This is a genomic window from Variovorax sp. PvP013, assembly GCF_050435945.1.
In the GTDB taxonomy this organism is placed as follows: domain Bacteria; phylum Pseudomonadota; class Gammaproteobacteria; order Burkholderiales; family Burkholderiaceae_C; genus Variovorax.
In genome coordinates, this window is the sequence record NZ_JBNDLF010000014.1 from 47,601 (window position 1) to 64,292 (window position 16,692).

The following is a 16,692-nucleotide window of genomic DNA, read 5'->3' on the forward strand; positions in this document are numbered from 1 at the left end:
CCATGAACACCACGACCCTCGACCGCCCGTCGACCGCCCGGCCCGCGCCGCACGACCCCGTCGTCGCCGGCGGCGTCCGGCTCGACGTGCGCGGCGTCGACAAGCGCTATGGCGAGCGCACCGTGCTGCGCGACGCGCGCATCGCGATCGAGCCGGGCCAGTTCGTCGCCATCGTCGGGCGCAGCGGCTGCGGCAAGAGCACGCTGCTGCGGCTGGTCGCCGGGCTGGAGCCGGTCTCCGGCGGCACGCTCGCGGCCGACGGCCGCACCATCGACGGCCTGCACGACGACACCCGGATCATGTTCCAGGAGGCGCGCCTGCTGCCCTGGCGGCGCGTGCTGGACAACGTCGTGCTGGGCCTGCCGGCCTCGGTGCGCGAGCGCGGACGCGAGGTGCTGGCGCAGGTCGGCCTGGCCGAGCGCGCCGACGAATGGCCCGCGCGCCTGTCGGGCGGCCAGCGCCAGCGCGTGGCCCTGGCGCGCGCGCTGGTGCACCACCCGCGCCTGCTGCTGCTTGACGAGCCGCTGGGCGCGCTCGACGCGCTGACCCGCATCGAGATGCACCGCCTCATCGAGGGCCTGTGGCAGCGGCACCGCTTCACCGCGCTGCTGGTGACGCACGACGTGCAGGAGGCGGTGGCCTTGGCCGACCGCGTGATCCTGATCGAGGACGGCCGCATCGCGCTGGACGAACCGATCGCCCTGGCGCGACCGCGCTCGCAGGGCGACCCGGCCTTCGCCGCGATCGAGAAACGCATCCTCGACCGCGTGCTGCAGAAGCCCGGCGCGAACGAACCGTCGCCCGCCGACGAGCCCCGCTGGCAGAACGCGCCGGGGCTGCGCTGGGCGATCTGAGCCGCGCCGCCCCGCGCCTTCCCTTTTCTTCCTTCTTCCTTTCTTTCACCCACCCTTCCCAAGGAAAACCACCATGTCCATCCAAGCCATCAACGTCCGCAACCAGTTCCGCGGCAAGGTCAAGGAAATCATCCGCGGCGACGTCGTCTCCGAGGTCGATGTCGAGACCGCCTGGGGCATCGTCACCTCGGTCATCACCACGCGCTCGGTCGACGAGCTGCAGCTCAAGCCGGGCTCCGACGTGGTCGCGCTGGTGAAGTCGACCGAGGTCTCCATCGCCAAACTCTGACCACCCCCAGGCTTGCGCACTTCGTGTCGCAGCGCCACCCCCCTTCGAGGGGGCGACACCGGTGGCCCGGCGGAGCCGGTTCTACGGTGTCCCTGGCCTTGGGACCAGCCCCAAGCTTGCTCATTGAGGGGGCGACACCGGCGGCCCGGCGGAGCCGGTTCCGCGGTGTCCTGGGCTTGGGGACCAGCCCCAGGCTTGCGCACGTCGTGTCGCAGCGCCTTCTTTCGAGAAAGTGGTCGGTCTCAGTCAGCCGGCGGCAGGTCCATCAGCAGCCGGCCTTCGCGGTCGTCGTCCCAGGGCGGGTGGCGCTCGCCGTCGGGGAGGTTGTAGTGCCACCACTCGCTGGCGATGTGCGCCCAGCCGCTGGCCGTCATGAGGCCCAGCAGCAGGGCGCGGTGGCGCTGGGCGGCGACCGGGATGTCGGTGCGGGCGTGGCCGGACTGCGGGGTCATGTCGTCGAAGCCGGTGCCCATGTCGAGCGCGACGCCGTCGGCCGACGCCAGGGTCAGGTCGACCGCGACGCCGCGGCAGTGCAGCGAGCCGATGCGCGGGTCGGCGACGAAGGTCGGATCGGGCAGGGCCTCCCACAGCCGCCACTGCGCCGCGACCGGCCGGTAGGCGTCGAACACCCGCAGGCGCAGGCCCTGGGCCGACGCGAGATCGGCCGCGACGGCGAGCGCGCGCTGCGCCTCGGGCCGCAGCAGCGCCACCGGGCGGTCGTAGATACGCCGGTGCGTGATGTTGTCGGCGGTGGCGTAGCGCAGATCGATGTCGATCGCGGGATGGGAGATGGGCACGGAGGGCATGTGCGGCGGAGGATAGCGGGTCGCTTCCCGGCGCCGGTCCGTGGGCGGTGGCCGGCGACATCCGGCCCGACCCCGCTCGCTCCGCCTCAGATCACCTCGAAATGGTGCGTCCCGTCCCGCCCCAGCTGCGCGACCAGCCCGAACTCCCAGTCCAGGTAGGCCTGCATCGCCTCGGCCGGCGCGTCGGTGCCCTCGTAGGGGCGGCGGTAGCGGTCGGTGCGCGGGGTGGCCAGTCGGGTCTCGCCCTGCTCCACCGGCAGGCCGGCGGCGATCCAGGCGGAGGTGCCGCCGTCGAGCACCCAGACCTGCGCGTCGGGCTCGCCGCGCCCGGCCAGCAGGCGCTGCAGGTCGGCGGCGGCGAAGCGCGCCAGCCGGCTGGTGCCGCAGGTCAGCACCCACACCGGCGCCGGCCCGATGCGATCGAGCGCCTGCGCCAGCTGGGCGCGGATCGCGAACCACGCGCCGGGGACGTGGCGCTGCACGTAGTTGGCGCTGGCGGTGACGTCGATGACCACGGCCTCGTGGCGCTTGAGCAGCAGCGCCAGCGCCGCCGGGCCGATCTCCTCGACCTCGGGCGAGGGCACGGTGTCGGGAGCCGGCGCGCCGGTGTCGCTCGCGACGAAGGCGTCGGCGCCGGGCACGGGATCGACGACGTGAACCTCCCAGCCCATCTGCGCCAGCCACGAGCCGGTCATCGACGCGCGCACGCCGTCGTCGTCGGCCAGCACGATGCGGGCGCCCCGCACGGGCGCGTGATGGTCGGTCTCCTGCACCAGTTGGCCGCCCGGCGCGTTCGCGAAACCGTCGAGGTGGCCGGCGGCGTGCTCCTCGGGCGTGCGGACGTCGAAGCGGTAGGTGGTGCGCCGGTCGGCGTCCGATGCCAGCGCGTCCAGGGCGTCGAGCGCGACGCGCCGCACGCCGGCGCGGTCGGCCACGCGGCGGGCGTCGGCGGCGGCGCGGCGGCGCGCTTCGGGGCTCGCCCCGGCCGGGGCGCGGCGCGCGGCGCCGTGGTCGAGCGCCTGGCCGGCGAGCTTCCAGCCGATGGTGCCGTTGCGCAGCGCCGCCACCGGGTTGGGGATGCCCGCGTTCACCAGCGACTGGGTGCCGATGATGCTGCGCGTGCGTCCGGCGCAGTTGACGATCACGCGCGTGGCCGGGTCGGGGGCCAGGTCGCGCACGCGCAGCACCAGCTCGGCGCCGGGCACGCTGGTGGCCGTCGGGATGCTCATGGTCCGGTACTCGTCGAAGCGCCGGGCGTCGAGCACGACGGCATCGGCGCCGGCGTCGATCAGCGCCTTCACTTCCGTGGCCGACAGCGAGGGCGTGCCGCGCTCGTGCTCGACCAGCTCGCCGAAGGCCTTGCTCGGCACGTTGACGTCGCGGAACAGCTCGCCGCCGGCCGCGCGCCAGGCGTCGAGGCCGCCGTCGAGCAGGTGCACGCGCGTGTAGCCGATCGACGCCAGCACCCGGGCCGCGCGCGGCGCCAGGTCCTCGCCGTCGTGCGTGCCGTAGACCACGACGACGGTGTCCGGGCGCGGGATGCGCCGGTGCGCCTCGATCTCGATGCGCGACAGCGGCAGGTTGGCGGCCCACAGCGGATGGGCTTGGGCGTAGGGGTCCTCCTCGCGAACGTCGAGCAGCGCGATCTCCTCGCGCGCGAGCAGGCGGGCGCGCACGGCGGCGACGTCGAGCGTCGGGATCGGGGCGGCGCGCTCGCCGGTGGCGGCGGCACCGCCCGGGGGCGCCGGGACCGGCGGCGCGGCGGGCCGGCGCGGGGCGCGGGCGGCGGCCCGGGCCTCGGCCTCGGCGTCGATCGCCGCCTCGACGTCGGCATCGACGACGGTGTCCGCAAAGGCCGGGGCGAGGGGGGTGTCGGGCAGGGTCATGGTGGGGTGCCTCGCGCAGCGGGGTAGAGGGGAGAGAGGGACGCCACGGCGACCGTGGCCGGATCGGCCGCACCGACGACCAGCCCCGGCGCCAGCGCCCGGGTGTAGCCGGAGACGAAGACCTTGGGCGGCGCGTCGTCCGGGTAGGTGTGGCGGCGCACCTGGCCGATGTCGGCGCCGTAGACGTGGATGCTGATCGAGGTGCGGTCGTCGAAGGCGTTGCGCACGCGGTGCACGTCGCCGATGGCGGGCGAGACCGCCTCGACGTCGCCCGGCGCCAGCCGCACGGGTTCGCCCTCGGGGCGCCAGCGGCCGCCGTCGCGCGGCGCGTAGGCCTGGGCGATCTCGGCGCCGCGCAGCATGCCGATCAGGCCCCAGACGGTGTGGTCGTGCACCGGCGTGGCCTGGCCCGGCCCCCAGACGAAGCTGACGACCGAGAAGCGCGCGCGCGGATCGAGGTGCAGCAGGTACTGCTGGTAGCGCGCCGGGTCGGGCTCGGCGAAGGCGTCGGGCAGCCAGTCGTCGCGCGCGACCAGGGTGCGCAGCAGGGCGGCGCCGTCGCGCAGGATCGCCGGTTCGCCGGGCGCGGCATCGAGCAGCCGGCCGAAGGCGCCGACGAACGCGCGCAGCGGCGCCAGGCGATCGGCGACCGTGGCCGTGGCGGTCATGCCGGCTCCCGCGCCTGCAGTGCCCGCCGGCCGGCGGCAGCGAGCACGGCGTCGTCCTGCGGCGTGTGCACGCGGCCGCACAGCACGTCGCGGTGGTGGCGCTCCAGCGGGTTCCGGCGCGACAGGCCGTGGTTGCCGGTGAGCGTCAGGCCGATCTCGACGGCGCGGATGGCCTGCGTCGTCACGGTGTGCTTGAGCAGGCCGCTGTCGATCGCGCTCGGCGGCCGGCCGGCGTCGACGTCGGCGGCGGCGCGGTCGAGCAGCACGCGATTGACGTGCAGCAGCGCCTCGATCTCGCCAACGTGCTCCTGCACGCGCGCGAGGCTGGCCAGCGGCGCGCCCAGGCTGCCGGGCGCGCGCCGGTTCAGGAAGTCGACCAGCCAGTCGCGCGCCGCGCGCGCCACGCCGTCGTAGAGGGCGCCCAGCAGCACCGTCATCCAGGCCTGCTGCAGCGCATGGGCGGCGACGTCGGCGGGACCGCCGGCGTCGGCGGCCCAGTCGGCGGGCGCGCGCAGGTCGACCGCGTGGTCGGGCGGAAGCGCCACGTCCTCGAAGACCACCTCGTGACTGCCCGAGGCGCGCAGGCCCAGGTGGTCCCAGCTGGCGATCACGCGCACGCCGGCGGCCGCGCGCGGGACCAGGAAGGTGCCCACGCGGGGCGCCGCCTCGTCAGTGCGGCCCCAGACGGCGAGCCAGCTCAGGCCCTCGATGCCGGTGGTGTAGAGCTTGTGGCCCGACAGGCGCCAGCCGCCGTCCACGCGGCGCGCCACGGTCGCGGGCAGGCCGCCGCGCGCGGGCGAGCCCAGGTCCGGCTCCACGCGCAGCGCATTGATCAGGGCGCCGCGCTCGACGGCGTCGCGCTGCACGCGCTCGCGCAGCGCGGCCGGCCAGCGGCCGTCGCGCCGGCCCAGGCCCTGGAGCTGCAGCCAGGTCATGGTCAGGATCAGCGCGGTCGCCGGCTCGCCCTGCGCCACGGCGGCGATCACCCGCCGCGCCGTCGCCAGGTCGGCGGCGCCGCCGCCGAGCGCGCGGGGCACGACCAGGCCGATCAGGCCGCGCGACTGCAGCTCGATGAAGTTGGCGCGCGGGAAGCCGCCGTCGCGGTCGTGGTCGGCGGCGGTGCTGGCGAACAGGGCGGTCAGGCGCGCCAGCGCCGCGGCGTCGGTGGCCGGCAGCGGCGCGGCGACGGACGACGGGGCGGCCAGGGGCCGGACGACGGAAGAGGAGGGGTCCGCCGGGGCGGCGTCCCGGCGCAGGGGGAGGGCACTCATGCCCGGCACCTTAGTCCCGCCGGCACGTCGGACCAACGATCTTTCGTGCATATGCAAACGTGTTTTCCTGCGTTCGTTTTCGACGGCGCGCTGGTTACGGTTCGGCTCCGCCTCGGTCCTTCCGATTCCTCCGACCCCCCCGTTCCCCCGCCGCATCGACATGACTCCCTTCCGATCCGACCGCCGCGCCTGGCTGCAGGGCCTCGCCGCCTGGAGCGCCGCCGCCGCCACGGGCGCCGCGTCCACCGCCGCGTGGGCGCGCCCCGCGCCGGCCGGCCCCGACCTCGCCGGCGTCACGCTGCGCGTGGGCACCTACAAGGGCCTGTGGCGCCCGCTGCTGCAGGCCTCCGGCCAGGCCGACACGCCCTACCGGATCGAATGGCGCGAGCTCAACAACGGCGTGCTGCACATCGAGGCGATCAACGGCGACGCGCTCGACCTCGGCTCGGGCAGCGAGATCCCGGCGGTGTTCGCCGCGCGCCAGAAAGCGTCCGTGCGCTTCGTCGCCGTCACGCACGAGGACCTCAACAACCAGGCCACGCTGGCGCGCGGCGACGCCGACATCCGCACGATCGCCGACCTCAAGGGCAGGCGCGTGGGCTACGTGCGCGCCACCACCTCGCACTACTACCTGGCGCGGCAGCTGGCCGAGGCCGGCCTGTCGTTCGCCGACATCCAGGCCGTCTCCCTGACGCCGGCCGACGGCCTGTCGGCCTTCGCGCGCGGCGACCTCGATGCCTGGGCGATCTACGGCTACAACGGCCAGATCGCCCGCACCCGGCATGGCGCGCGCGTCGTCAAGACCGGCGTGGGCTACCTGTCGGGCAACTTCCCCATCTACGCCAACCCGCGCGCGCTCGACGACGCGCGGCGCGGCGCCGCCATCGGCGACCTGCTGCAGCGCCTGCAGCGCTCGTTCGCCTGGATCAACGGCGACTTCCTGGCCTATGCCCGGGCGCAGTCGGCCGAGACGCGCGTGCCGGTGGGCGACCTGGTGGAACTGTTCAACCGGCGCAGCGGCGACTACAGCCTCGCGGGCGTCGACGAGTCCGTGATCCGCAGCCACCAGCAGGTGGCCGACACCTTCCGCCAGCTCGGCGTGCTCGACGGCGCGGCCGACGTGCGCCCCCTCTGGGACCGCCGCTACGAAAAGCTGTGAATCCATCTTCTGCGCGTCCCGATCTCGCACCTGCGGTCCTCGCCGTACGTCAGTACGGCTCCGGTCCTCGATGCGACCTCGGGCCTGCTCGACAACGATGGCTTCACAGCTTTTGAGCGCGCTGTCCATCTCTTCTTCCACCGTCTTCATCCGTCAGGAACCCGCCATGAGCCAGAACCAGCACCACCCCCGGGACGTCGAATTCATCGGCATGATCCAGTCGCGCAAGGTTTCGGAGATCCACGCCGCCGAGGGCCCCGCGATCGACCGCGACTACGTGCGCGCCTTCGCCCAGGCCCACGAGCAGGCCGGCTTCGACCGCGTGCTGGTGCCGCACCACTCCACCAGCCCCGACGCCACGCTGACCGTCGCCTACGCGGCCTCGGTCACCGAGCGCATCCACTTCATGCTGGCGCACCGTCCGGGCTTCGTCGCGCCGACGCTGGCGGCGCGGCAGTTCGCCTCGCTCGACCAGTTCAGCGGCGGCCGGCTGGGCGTGCACTACATCTCCGGCGGCTCCGACGAGGAGCAGCGCCGCGACGGCGACTGGCTCGACCACGACCAGCGCTACGCCCGCACCGACGAGTACCTCGACGTGCTGCGCAGGGTCTGGACCAGCGAGCAGCCCTTCGACCACGCGGGCGCGCACTACCGCTTCGAGGGCGCCTTCTCCGAGGTCAAGCCGGTGCAGACGCGCCACGGCCGGCCGCACGTGCCGGTGTACTTCGGCGGCGCCTCCGAGGCGGCGATCCCGGTCGCGGGCAAGCACGCCGACGTCTACGCGCTGTGGGGCGAGTCGCTCGACCAGGCGCGCGAGCTCACCGGCCGCGTGCGCGCCGAGGCGGCGAGGCACGGTCGGCAGATCGGCTTCTCGGTCTCGTTCCGGCCGATCGTGGCCGACACCGAGGCCGCGGCCTGGGAGCGCGCCGAGGCGATCCTGGCCGAGACCAAGCGCCTGCGCGTGGTGCAGGGCTTCGGGCGCGGCGGGCCGCAGCAGAGCGAGGGCGCCAAGCGCCTGCTGGCCGCGGCCGACAAGGGCCCGCGCCTGGACAAGCGCCTGTGGACCGCCATCGCGCAGGAGATCGGCGGGCGCTCCAACAGCACCGCCCTGGTCGGCACGCCCGAGCAGGTCGCCGACGCGCTGCTCGACTACTGGGACCTGGGCGTGGGCACCTTCCTCATCCGCGGCTTCGACCCGCTGGAGGACGCGCTCGACTACGGCCGCGAGCTGATCCCGCGCACCCGCGCCCTCGTCGCCGAGCGCATCGCTTCCCGCCGCAAGGCGGCCTGATATGAATCACACCCCCAGTCTTCGCGCACTTCGTGTCGCTGCGCCAACCCCCTTGCAGGGGGCAACACCAGTGGCCCGGCAAAGCCGGTTCCCCGGTGTTTCCGGTATCGAGCCGTGCCGGTTCCATCGGGCGTGGGTGGCGCGCCGCACCATGGAGAAATGAGATGAATGCCGTCCTTTCCATCGACCGCCACGCCCCCCGCCTGCAGCTCAACCCGAACCCGGTGCAGAAGTTCTGGTTCGACCCGCCGGCGCGCCGCCCCACGGTGGAGGCCGAGCGCCGCCACCGCCAGGAGCGCCTGGCCGGCGCCTTCCGGCTGTTCGCGCGCCTGGGCTTCGGCCAGGGGCTGGCCGGCCACATCACGGCGCGCGACCCGGAGCTGACCGACCACTTCTGGGTCAACCCGCTGGGCCTGAATTTCGCGCGCATCAAGGTGTCGGACTTGCTGCTGGTCAACGCCAGGGGCGAGACCGTGGTGGGAGACCGGCCGCTCAACAAGGCCGCCTTCGCCATCCACGCGGCGATCCACGAGCACGACCCGAGGATCGTCGCCGCCGCGCACACGCACTCGACCTACGGCAAGGCGTGGTCGACGCTCGGGCGCAAGCTCGACACCCTGACGCAGGACGCCTGCGCCTTCCACGGCGACGTGGCGCTGTTCGACGATTTCACCGGCATGGTGGTCGACGACAGCGAGGGCCTGCGCATCGCCCGCGCCCTGGGCGACGGCAAGGGCGCGATCCTGAAGAACCACGGCATCCTGACCGCCGGCCCCAGCGTCGAGGCCGCCGCCTGGTGGTACATGGCGCTGGACAACGCCTGCCACACGCAACTGCTGGCCGAAGCGGCCGGCACGCCGCAGCCGATCGACGAGGCCGTGGCGCGGCACACGCACGGCCAGATCGGCGGGCCGGAAGGCGCGCTGCACGCCTTCGAGAGTCTCTACGAGGGCTTGGTGGAAGCCGAGCCGGAATTGTTGGACTGACCCCCAGTCTTCGCGCACTTCGTGTCGCTTCGCCACCCCCTTTCCAGGGGTCAACACCAGCGGCCCGGCGAAGCCGGTTCCGCGGTGTTCCAGGCTTCGGCCGCGCTCTTTTCGTTCTTGGAGTCGTCGATGAAATCGTTCCTTTCTTCTTCTTCCGCCCTCGCTTCGCGGCGCGGCGCGCTGCGCGTGGCGGGCGCGGCCGCCGTCGTGGCCTCGGGCGGGCTGCTGGCGTCGCGGGCGTGGTCGCAGCCGCGCAAGCTGACCTTCGCCTGGAACGCGTCGGCGTTCTGCCTGTCGCCGGTGGTGGTGGCGCAGGAGCGCGGGATCTTCGAGAAGAACGGCCTGCAGGTCGACCTGATCAACTACACCGGCTCGACCGACCAGCTGCTGGAGTCGCTGGCCACCGCCAAGGCCGACGCGGCGGTGGGCATGATCCATCGCTGGCTCAAGCCGCTGGAGTCGGGCTTCGACGTCAAGATCGTGGGCAGTTCGCACGGCGGCTGCGTGCGGCTGGTGGGCGTGAAGGAGGCCGGCGTGACCAGCCTGCAGAAGCTCAAGGGCACCACCATCGGGGTGTCGGACATCGCGAGTCCGGGCAAGAACTTCTTCTCCATCCTGCTGAAGAAGAACGGCATCGACGCCGACCGCGACGTGAGCTGGCGGCAGTACCCGGCCGACCTGCTGGACATCGCCGTCAACAAGGGCGAGGTCCAGGCCATCGCCGACGGCGACCCGACGCTCTACCTGATCGAGAAGCGCAACCCGGGCCGCTACCTCGAACTGGCGTCGAACCTCACGGGCGAATACAAGGACAAGGTGTGCTGCATCGTCGGCGCGCGCGGCGAGCTGGTGCGCAAGGACCGGCCCACCGTCGCCGCGCTGGTGCGCTCGATCGTGCAGGCCTCCGACTTCGTGGCCGAGAACCCCAACGAGTCGGCCCGGCTGTTCGCCAAGTATTCGCCCAAGGTGCCGGTGGAGGACCTGCGCGCGCTGCTGGGCACGCTGACGCACGCCCACCACCCGGTGGGCCGCAACCTGCGCGACGAGGTCGAGTTCTACGCGCGCGACTTCCGCTCCGTCGGCGTGCTCAAGGCCTCGACCGACCCGGCGCGGCTGGCCAACCACGTGTCGGTGGACGTGCTGGCATGAGCGCCGTGCCCGTCGCCACGGCGGAGGGCGCGCCGGCCTTCCGCGCGCCCGCGTCCGTCCGCGTCGCCGCGGCGCGGCCGGCGTCGGCGCCGCCCGCCTCGCTGCAGGACGTCGCGCCCACCGGGGTCTGGCGCACCGGCCTCGCCGCCGCCGCGACCTGGGCGGCGCTGGGCGCGCTCACGCTGGCTTGGCCCAACGAGGAGGTCGGCTTCAGCGATTGGGCCTTCACCACCGAGCTCGGCGTGGCCGCCGTGGTGGCGGGCCTGCTGCTGGCGGCCGTGGCGCTGGCGGGCGCACGGGCCGGCGGCGTCGGCCGCGCGCTGCGCCCGGCCGGCCGGTGGCTGATCGCCGCGCCGCTGCTGCTGGCGCTGTGGGAGGTGCTGACGGCCAAGCTCGGCGCGCTGCCGCCGCCGTTCTTCGCGCCGCCGCAGAGCCTGATCGACGTCGCCCACGAGGACTGGGCGCGCCTGGGCCTGTCCACCGCGCACTCGCTGCGCCTGCTCGCGCACGGCTTCGTGCTGGGCGCGCTGGCGGGCTTCGGCACCGGGGTGTGGATCGGCTGGTCGCGCGTGGCTGGCTACTGGGTCCATCCGGTGCTGCGCTTCCTGGGGCCGGTGCCGGCCTCGGCGCTGCTGCCGCTGGCCTTCTTCTTCGCCCCGTCGAGCTACGCGGCGGCGGTGTTCCTGGTCGGCCTGGCCACCTTCTTCCCGGTGGCGGTGCTGACGTGGTCGGGCGTGGCGTCGGTCAACAAGAGCTACTACGACGTCGCGCGCACGCTGGGCGCCTCGGAATGGTTCCTGGTGCTGCGCGTGGCCGTGCCGGCCGCGCTGCCGCAGGTCTTCGTCGGGTTGTTCATGGGCCTGGGCGCGTCGTTCTCGGTGCTGGTGACGGCCGAGATGATGGGCGTGAAGGCCGGGCTCGGCTGGTACCTGCAGTGGGCCCAGGGCTGGGCCGCCTACGCCAACATGTACGCGGCGCTGCTGGTGATGGCGGTGCTGTGCTCGGGGCTGATCACGCTGCTGTTCGCGGTGCGCGACCGCGCGCTGACGTGGCAGAAGGGGACCGTGAAATGGTGAACGCCGCTGCCACTGCCGCCGCCACCGAACGTCCGGACGCCGCGTCCGGCGCCGCCGGGCCCGCGTCCGGCGCCCGCATCGACATCCGGGGCGTGAGCCACTGGTTCCGCCAGCCGAAGGGCGGCGTGCTGCAGGTGCTCGACGGCATCGACCTGCGGGTGCGCCCGGGCGAATTCGTCGCGCTGCTGGGGCCCAGCGGCTGCGGCAAGTCGACCCTGCTGCGCCTGGTCGCCGGGCTCGAGCCCGCGACCGCCGGGGCACTGCTGCAGGACGGCGCGCCCATCACCCGGCCCGATCCCTCGCGCATCGTCGTCTTCCAGGACCCGACGCTCTACCCGTGGCGCACCGTGCGCGACAACGTGGCCTTGGGCCCGCAGGCGCGCGGCCTGCTGAAGACGCAGCGCGCGCGCGTGGACGACGCGCTGGCGCTGGTCGGGCTGACCGATTTCGCCGACAGCTTTCCGCACCAGCTCTCCGGCGGCATGGCGCAGCGCGTGGCCCTGGCGCGCGCGCTGGTCAACGACCCCCGGCTGCTGGTGCTCGACGAGCCGCTGGGCAAGCTCGATTCGCTCACCCGCATCGCGATGCAGAGCGAACTGCTGGCCCTGTGGCAGCGCGCCGGCTTCTCGGCCCTGCTGGTGACGCACGACGTGGAGGAGGCGCTGTTCCTGGCCGACCGCGTGGTGGTGCTGAGCGACCGGCCGGCGCGCATCACGGCGGAACTGGTGATCGACCTGCCGCATCCGCGGCATCGCGGGGACCCGCGCCTGGTCGAGCTGCGCCACGAGGCGCTGCGGCACCTCGGCCTGGACGCGACGTGGTGACTGTTGCACTCCCCCAGGCTTCGCGCACTGCGTGTCGCTCTCGCCCACCCCCTCGCCGGGGGCGACACCGGCGGCCTGGCGGAGCCAGTTCCGCGGTGTCCCTGGCCAGGGCCGGGGCCGGGGCGTGCGATCGGAGTGTCCGGATTCGGGCGGCCGTGCGCGGCGGCTTGCCGGCTTCATGCGTCGCCTGAATGGACGCGCCGTGGGGAGCGCAATGGCTCAACGGGTTGATCGGCGGGCTGCAGGCGGGGCAGGTGGCGTTGCTGCGGATGCTGGCCGGGCTGGGGCTGGTCGATGCGGTGCACGGGCAGCCGGCGTGGCCGTGGGGCGCGCGGCTGTCGGGGGAGAACCTGCTGATCGACGCCGGGCAGGCGCGGCGGCTGGGGGTCGCGGCGGCGGTGCTGGCGGCGGCGGCGGTCGTCCTGCTGCTGGCGGTCGTGTGGCGGCGCCGGCGCCGGCCGCTCGTGGCGGTGGCCGCGCTGATGCTGCTGGCGGCGCCCTGGCCGGAGGGGCGGGTGCTGGCGGTCGCGGCGACGCCGGCGAGCTTCCATGCGTCGCCGGGCGGCTTCGACGTGGCGTCGATCGCACGGGGGCGGGCGCTCTTCGCCGCGCACTGCACGGCCTGCCACGGGGCCGACGGGCGCGGGCAGGGGCCGCTGGCGGCGGCGCAGCCGGTGTGGCCGCCCGACCTGGCCGGGCCGCTGCTGTGGCGCCGGGCCGACGGCGACCTGCTCTGGCACGTGCTGCACGGCATGCGGGACCGCCACGGCGCGCCGTCGATGCCGGGCTTCGGCGACCGGCTGCGCGACGACGAGGCCTGGGCCCTGATCGATTTCATGAAGGCGCAGGCCGCCGGCGAGGGCCTGCGCGCGACCGGCGCCTGGGCGCTGCCGGTGGCCCTGCCCGACGCCGGGGTGCGCTGCGACGGCCGGCCGGCGCGGCCGCTGTCGCGCTGGCGCGGCCAGCGCATCCGCGTCGTGGCCGAAGCCGAGGCCGATGCGCGGAGCGCGCCGCCGCTGGAGGACCCGCGCTTCGTGACCGTGCGCCTGCGCCCCGGCCCCGCGCCGGCCGGATCGGCCGCCGGACCCGGTGCGCCCGACGCGGCCGGCTGCGTGATCGACGACCCCGACGCCTGGGCCGCCTTCTCGCTGGTGGCCGGCACCGCGTCGCTGGCCGGCACGCGCCTCGTCGCCGATCGCGGCGGCTGGCTGCGGGCGCTGAACCGGCCCGGCGCCGGCGACTGGTCGGACGAGGACCTGCTGTGCCGCACGCCGTCGGCTTCGACCGCTTCGCGCGCCGTCGTCGTCGGCGATGCCCGCGCGGCGCCCGCGTCCTCCACCGACGGCCTGGACGCGCTGATCCGCCGCATGGAGGCCGAGCCGGTGCGCTTCGTCAAGGGCGGTTTCGTCCACTGAGGGAGCGACCCGCCGAGCCACCCGGCCTTCCGATCCGTCCCGGCCCCGACCGCCCTTTCACCGCCCGCCGATCGATCGTTCCGACGATCGCCGCCGCGCCGGCCGAGCGGCCCTTCGTTTCCAACTCGTTCGAGGACTTCCCATGACATCCACCTCCCGCCGCCGCTTCGTCGGCCGGACCCTCGGCACCGCCTCCGTGCTGGCGCTGCCGGCGACCTTCGCGCGGGCCCAGGGCCGCGTCCTGCTCAAGGCTGGCGACCAGAAGGGCGGCCTGCGCGCCGTGCTCGAGGCCGCCGGCGCGCTCGACGGCCTGGCCTACGACATCCAGTGGACCGAGTTCCCGGCCGCCGCGCCGCTGGCCGAGGCGCTCAACGCCCATGCGGTCGACCTGGGGCCGATCGGCGACGCGCCGCTGATCTTCGCGCTGGCCGCCGGCGCCCGCGTCAAGGCCATCGGCGCCAACCGTTCCGACGCCTACGGCACGGCGGTGCTGGTGCGGCCGGACTCGCCGCTGAAGTCGGCCGCCGACCTCAAGGGCCGCAGCGTGGCGACCAACCGCGGCTCCATCGGCCACTACGTGACGCTCAAGGCGATCGTGGCCGCCGGCCTGCAGCCCTCGGACGTGAACCTGCGCTTCCTCGCGCCGGCCGACGCCAAGCTGGCGCTGACGCAGGGCTCGGTCGACGCCTGGGCGACCTGGGAGCCCTACACCGCCCTGGCCGAGACCGGCGGCCACGCCCGCGTGCTGGTCAACGGCCGCGGCCTGCTGCCCGGCCTGAGCTACCTCGCCGCGACCGACCAGGCCATCGCCGCCAGGCGGCCCGCGCTGCAGGACTTCCTGCAGCGCGTGGTGCGCGCGCAGGCCTGGTCGTACCGCAACGTCGATGCCTTCTCGGCCACGCTGGCGCGCATCATCGGCATCCCGCCGGAAGCGGCGAAGCTGCAGTTCGAGCGGCGCCAGCAGAAGTGGGTCGCCATCGACGCCCAGGTGGTGCGCGACCAGCAGGCCACGGCCGACTTCTACCGCCAGGTGGGCCTCATCAAGCAGCCGCTGGAGGTCGCCGGCACCTTCGACACCGGGTTCGGCGTCGCGGGCTGAACGCCGCCGGCCGCCGCCCCGCCCGCTGCGCCGATCGGTGGAACAGGGTGGTGTTGACGGCTCACTTCGGACGGTCGGGATCGGACCCGCCTCCTAAGATTCACGTCACCGGATCGACTCGCTCGCGGCGGGATCGCAAGGCACCCCGTGCCGGCCATCCAGACCGGTTTCACGGTGTTCAACGGGTATCAAGGACGACGGAGTGCGACAAATGAAATGGCTGTCAGGACGGTGCGAAACCGTGTGGGGATGCATGACGCTCGGTGCGGTGGTCCTGGGCGTCATGTCGATGGTCCCGGCGACGGGCCATGCGACGGGCCGGACCGACGGCGCGCGACGCGAGGCGACGGTGGTGGCGCACTCGCGCGTCGCGCCGCCTCGGAACGTCCCCGTCCCGACCCGGTCGGCCGGATGCAACGAGGCGCTGGACGCCCTGGCCATCTGCAAGCTGCCGGCGACGGCGACGGCGACGGCGACGGCGACGACGACGACGACGACGACCCGGCGATCGGGCGGCGATGGCGCCGCGCCCGAGCACCGCGCTCCCGTGGCGGCGCCCGCGCAGCCCGCCCCGACGGCGACCGCCGATGCGGTCCACGCCCACGCCGCCGTCGAGGCCCCGGGGCGTCTGCTCCCCGTGTTCGCCCTCGGCCTGGCCGTCGCCGGCGCGTTGCTGGCACTGTTCGGCTTCCGTGCGATCGCATCGGCGGCGGGGCGCCAGGATCCGGTCGGCCGATCGACGCGCCGATCGCCCGGATCCCCGGGCCGTGTCAACGGTTTCCGGATCGGTTCCGCGAAGAGATCCGCCACCGCGGCCGTCGCCAAGGAACGTCTCCTGCACTACCGGACCGCCCCTCAGTGACCGGTGTCCCGGCCGTCGAGGGACGGCGCCGGGAACTCAGGCGTCCAGCGGGCCGTCGGCCCGCGCCGCCGCCTCCACGACGGCGCGCGTCAGGGTCGGCGCGAAGGATTCGATGAACGCGTGGACGTAGCCGCGCAGGTAGCTGCCGCGCTTGACCGCCAGCTTGGTCACGTTGACGCCGAAGAGGTGGCCGGCGTCGATGGCGCGCAGCTGCGTGTCGCGCTCGGCCTCGAAGGCGATGCCCGCCACGATGCCCACGCCCATGCCGAGCTGGGCGTAGGTCTTGATGACGTCGGCGTCCATCGCGGCCAGGGCGATGTGCGGCACCAGGCCGCGGCCGGCGAAGGCCTCGTCGATGCGGGTGCGGCCGGTGAAGCCGGTGTCGTAGGTGATGAGCGGGTGGCGCGCGAGCGACTCCAGCGTCAGCGGCTCGTCGAGCAGCGCGTGGCCCGGCGGCACGATCACCGAGTGCGTCCAGCGGTAGCAGGGCAGGGCCAGCAGCTGCGCGTAGTCGGCCAGGGCCTCGGTGGCGATGCCGACGTCGGCCTCGCCCTCCAGCAGCATGCGCGCCACCTGCGCGGGCGAGCCCTGGTGCAGGTGCAGCCGCACGTTCGGGAAGCGTACCCGGAACTCCTGCACCGCCACCGGCAGCGCGTAGCGGGCCTGCGAGTGGGTGGCCGCGATGGAGAGCAGGCCGTCCTGCCGGGCGACGAACTCCTGGCCCGCCTGGCGCAGGTTCTGGCTCTCCATCAGCACGCGCTCGATGATCGGCAGCACGTGGTCGCCGGGTTCGGTCAGGCCGGTGAGGCGCTTGCCGGCCCGCACGAACAGCTCGATGCCCAGCTCGTCCTCGAGCTCGCGGATCTGTCGGCTGACGCCGGGCTGGGACGTGTGCAGGGCCTGGGCGGCTTCGGTCAGGTTGAAGCCGTTGCGCACGGCCTCGCGCACCGAGCGCAGCTGTTGGAAATTCATGGGTGTGTCGGCGGAAGGATGCGTCCGGAGCGACGCGGGCGGCGATTGTCTCGTCGCGTTCTCATTCCGTGAACGACCGATTCGG

At 74.1% G+C, this 16,692-nt stretch carries 16 protein-coding genes; 11 read left to right on the forward strand and 5 right to left on the reverse strand.

All coding sequences use genetic code 11. From position 1 onward, the window contains the following. The first annotated feature begins 2 nt into the window (after nucleotides 1–2). Both ABID77_RS21610 and ABID77_RS21615 read left to right on the forward strand, forming a co-directional pair. Nucleotides 3–854: an ATP-binding cassette domain-containing protein gene (locus ABID77_RS21610; RefSeq protein WP_429600441.1), complete on the forward strand. Its 852-nt coding sequence runs from the start codon at nucleotides 3–5 to the stop codon at nucleotides 852–854. 73 nt (nucleotides 855–927) lie between these two features. Then, nucleotides 928–1,143 (forward strand): TOBE domain-containing protein, encoded by a 216-nt coding sequence (locus ABID77_RS21615; RefSeq protein ID WP_429600443.1) that lies wholly within the window; start codon nucleotides 928–930, stop codon nucleotides 1,141–1,143. Nucleotides 1,144–1,385: 242 nt separating this feature from the next. Here the strand turns inward: ABID77_RS21615 and ddpX are convergent, their stop codons facing one another. The 4 genes from ddpX to ABID77_RS21635 all read right to left on the reverse strand — a co-directional run bounded on the left by ddpX (nucleotide 1,386) and on the right by ABID77_RS21635 (nucleotide 5,774). After that, entirely contained in the window at nucleotides 1,386–1,949 is a 564-nt protein-coding gene (gene ddpX / locus ABID77_RS21620) for a D-alanyl-D-alanine dipeptidase (RefSeq protein WP_429600444.1), read from the reverse strand. 86 nt (nucleotides 1,950–2,035) lie between these two features. Next, nucleotides 2,036–3,835: a rhodanese-related sulfurtransferase gene (locus ABID77_RS21625; protein ID WP_429600445.1), complete on the reverse strand. Its 1,800-nt coding sequence runs from the start codon at nucleotides 3,833–3,835 to the stop codon at nucleotides 2,036–2,038. Beyond that, nucleotides 3,832–4,503, reverse strand: coding sequence for a cysteine dioxygenase (locus ABID77_RS21630; RefSeq protein WP_429600447.1), 672 nt, complete (start codon nucleotides 4,501–4,503; stop codon nucleotides 3,832–3,834). Before ABID77_RS21630 ends, ABID77_RS21625 begins: the two co-directional genes overlap by 4 nt. Beyond that, nucleotides 4,500–5,774, reverse strand: a complete 1,275-nt coding sequence (locus ABID77_RS21635; protein ID WP_429600449.1) for an acyl-CoA dehydrogenase family protein — start codon at nucleotides 5,772–5,774, stop codon at nucleotides 4,500–4,502. Before ABID77_RS21635 ends, ABID77_RS21630 begins: the two co-directional genes overlap by 4 nt. A 160-nt stretch (nucleotides 5,775–5,934) precedes the next feature. On the opposite strand from ABID77_RS21635, the gene ABID77_RS21640 reads away from it, so the two are divergent. The 9 genes from ABID77_RS21640 to ABID77_RS21680 all read left to right on the forward strand — a co-directional run bounded on the left by ABID77_RS21640 (nucleotide 5,935) and on the right by ABID77_RS21680 (nucleotide 15,635). Next, nucleotides 5,935–6,933: an ABC transporter substrate-binding protein gene (locus ABID77_RS21640; protein WP_429600450.1), complete on the forward strand. Its 999-nt coding sequence runs from the start codon at nucleotides 5,935–5,937 to the stop codon at nucleotides 6,931–6,933. 166 nt (nucleotides 6,934–7,099) lie between these two features. After that, nucleotides 7,100–8,224, forward strand: a complete 1,125-nt coding sequence (locus ABID77_RS21645) for an LLM class flavin-dependent oxidoreductase (protein WP_429600451.1) — start codon at nucleotides 7,100–7,102, stop codon at nucleotides 8,222–8,224. A 164-nt stretch (nucleotides 8,225–8,388) separates the two neighbouring features. Then, on the forward strand, nucleotides 8,389–9,210 hold the full coding sequence (locus ABID77_RS21650) for a class II aldolase/adducin family protein (protein WP_429600453.1): 822 nt from the start codon (nucleotides 8,389–8,391) through the stop codon (nucleotides 9,208–9,210). Nucleotides 9,211–9,339: 129 nt separating this feature from the next. Then, nucleotides 9,340–10,359 carry an ABC transporter substrate-binding protein gene (locus ABID77_RS21655; RefSeq protein ID WP_429600455.1) on the forward strand — a complete coding sequence of 340 codons (1,020 nt, stop codon included), beginning with the start codon at nucleotides 9,340–9,342 and terminating at the stop codon, nucleotides 10,357–10,359. Next, nucleotides 10,356–11,435 (forward strand): ABC transporter permease, encoded by a 1,080-nt coding sequence (locus ABID77_RS21660; RefSeq protein WP_429600457.1) that lies wholly within the window; start codon nucleotides 10,356–10,358, stop codon nucleotides 11,433–11,435. The genes ABID77_RS21655 and ABID77_RS21660 overlap by 4 nt, the downstream gene beginning before the upstream one ends. Next, the gene (locus tag ABID77_RS21665; RefSeq protein ID WP_429600459.1) at nucleotides 11,429–12,259 is read left to right on the forward strand and encodes an ABC transporter ATP-binding protein; all 831 of its coding nucleotides are present in this window, start codon (nucleotides 11,429–11,431) and stop codon (nucleotides 12,257–12,259) included. Before ABID77_RS21660 ends, ABID77_RS21665 begins: the two co-directional genes overlap by 7 nt. Before the next feature lie 191 nt (nucleotides 12,260–12,450). Further along, nucleotides 12,451–13,674 (forward strand): c-type cytochrome, encoded by a 1,224-nt coding sequence (locus tag ABID77_RS21670; RefSeq protein WP_429600461.1) that lies wholly within the window; start codon nucleotides 12,451–12,453, stop codon nucleotides 13,672–13,674. A gap of 142 nt (nucleotides 13,675–13,816) precedes the next feature. Beyond that, on the forward strand, nucleotides 13,817–14,773 hold the full coding sequence (locus ABID77_RS21675) for an ABC transporter substrate-binding protein (RefSeq protein ID WP_429600462.1): 957 nt from the start codon (nucleotides 13,817–13,819) through the stop codon (nucleotides 14,771–14,773). 253 nt (nucleotides 14,774–15,026) lie between these two features. Continuing rightward, nucleotides 15,027–15,635 carry a hypothetical protein gene (locus tag ABID77_RS21680; protein ID WP_429600464.1) on the forward strand — a complete coding sequence of 203 codons (609 nt, stop codon included), beginning with the start codon at nucleotides 15,027–15,029 and terminating at the stop codon, nucleotides 15,633–15,635. A gap of 36 nt (nucleotides 15,636–15,671) precedes the next feature. On the opposite strand, the gene ABID77_RS21685 is transcribed toward ABID77_RS21680, so the two are convergent. Beyond that, the gene (locus ABID77_RS21685) at nucleotides 15,672–16,607 is read right to left on the reverse strand and encodes a CysB family HTH-type transcriptional regulator (RefSeq protein ID WP_429600466.1); all 936 of its coding nucleotides are present in this window, start codon (nucleotides 16,605–16,607) and stop codon (nucleotides 15,672–15,674) included. Nucleotides 16,608–16,692 lie beyond the last annotated feature (85 nt).

Excerpts from the sequence above, each read along its gene's own strand:
- ABID77_RS21610 (WP_429600441.1), top strand. The coding sequence starts at position 3 with ATGAACACCACGACCCTCGACCGCCCGTCGACCGCCCGGCCCGCGCCG.
- ABID77_RS21630 (WP_429600447.1), bottom strand. The coding sequence starts at position 4,503 with ATGACCGCCACGGCCACGGTCGCCGATCGCCTGGCGCCGCTGCGCGCG.
- ABID77_RS21675 (WP_429600462.1), top strand. The coding sequence starts at position 13,817 with ATGACATCCACCTCCCGCCGCCGCTTCGTCGGCCGGACCCTCGGCACC.
- ABID77_RS21645 (WP_429600451.1), top strand. The coding sequence starts at position 7,100 with ATGAGCCAGAACCAGCACCACCCCCGGGACGTCGAATTCATCGGCATG.
- ABID77_RS21615 (WP_429600443.1), top strand. The coding sequence starts at position 928 with ATGTCCATCCAAGCCATCAACGTCCGCAACCAGTTCCGCGGCAAGGTC.
- ABID77_RS21625 (WP_429600445.1), bottom strand. The coding sequence starts at position 3,835 with ATGACCCTGCCCGACACCCCCCTCGCCCCGGCCTTTGCGGACACCGTC.
- ddpX (WP_429600444.1), bottom strand. The coding sequence starts at position 1,949 with ATGCCCTCCGTGCCCATCTCCCATCCCGCGATCGACATCGATCTGCGC.
- ABID77_RS21650 (WP_429600453.1), top strand. The coding sequence starts at position 8,389 with ATGAATGCCGTCCTTTCCATCGACCGCCACGCCCCCCGCCTGCAGCTC.
- ABID77_RS21685 (WP_429600466.1), bottom strand. The coding sequence starts at position 16,607 with ATGAATTTCCAACAGCTGCGCTCGGTGCGCGAGGCCGTGCGCAACGGC.
- ABID77_RS21655 (WP_429600455.1), top strand. The coding sequence starts at position 9,340 with ATGAAATCGTTCCTTTCTTCTTCTTCCGCCCTCGCTTCGCGGCGCGGC.
- ABID77_RS21680 (WP_429600464.1), top strand. The coding sequence starts at position 15,027 with ATGACGCTCGGTGCGGTGGTCCTGGGCGTCATGTCGATGGTCCCGGCG.
- ABID77_RS21670 (WP_429600461.1), top strand. The coding sequence starts at position 12,451 with ATGGACGCGCCGTGGGGAGCGCAATGGCTCAACGGGTTGATCGGCGGG.
- ABID77_RS21640 (WP_429600450.1), top strand. The coding sequence starts at position 5,935 with ATGACTCCCTTCCGATCCGACCGCCGCGCCTGGCTGCAGGGCCTCGCC.
- ABID77_RS21635 (WP_429600449.1), bottom strand. The coding sequence starts at position 5,774 with ATGAGTGCCCTCCCCCTGCGCCGGGACGCCGCCCCGGCGGACCCCTCC.
- ABID77_RS21660 (WP_429600457.1), top strand. The coding sequence starts at position 10,356 with ATGAGCGCCGTGCCCGTCGCCACGGCGGAGGGCGCGCCGGCCTTCCGC.
- ABID77_RS21665 (WP_429600459.1), top strand. The coding sequence starts at position 11,429 with ATGGTGAACGCCGCTGCCACTGCCGCCGCCACCGAACGTCCGGACGCC.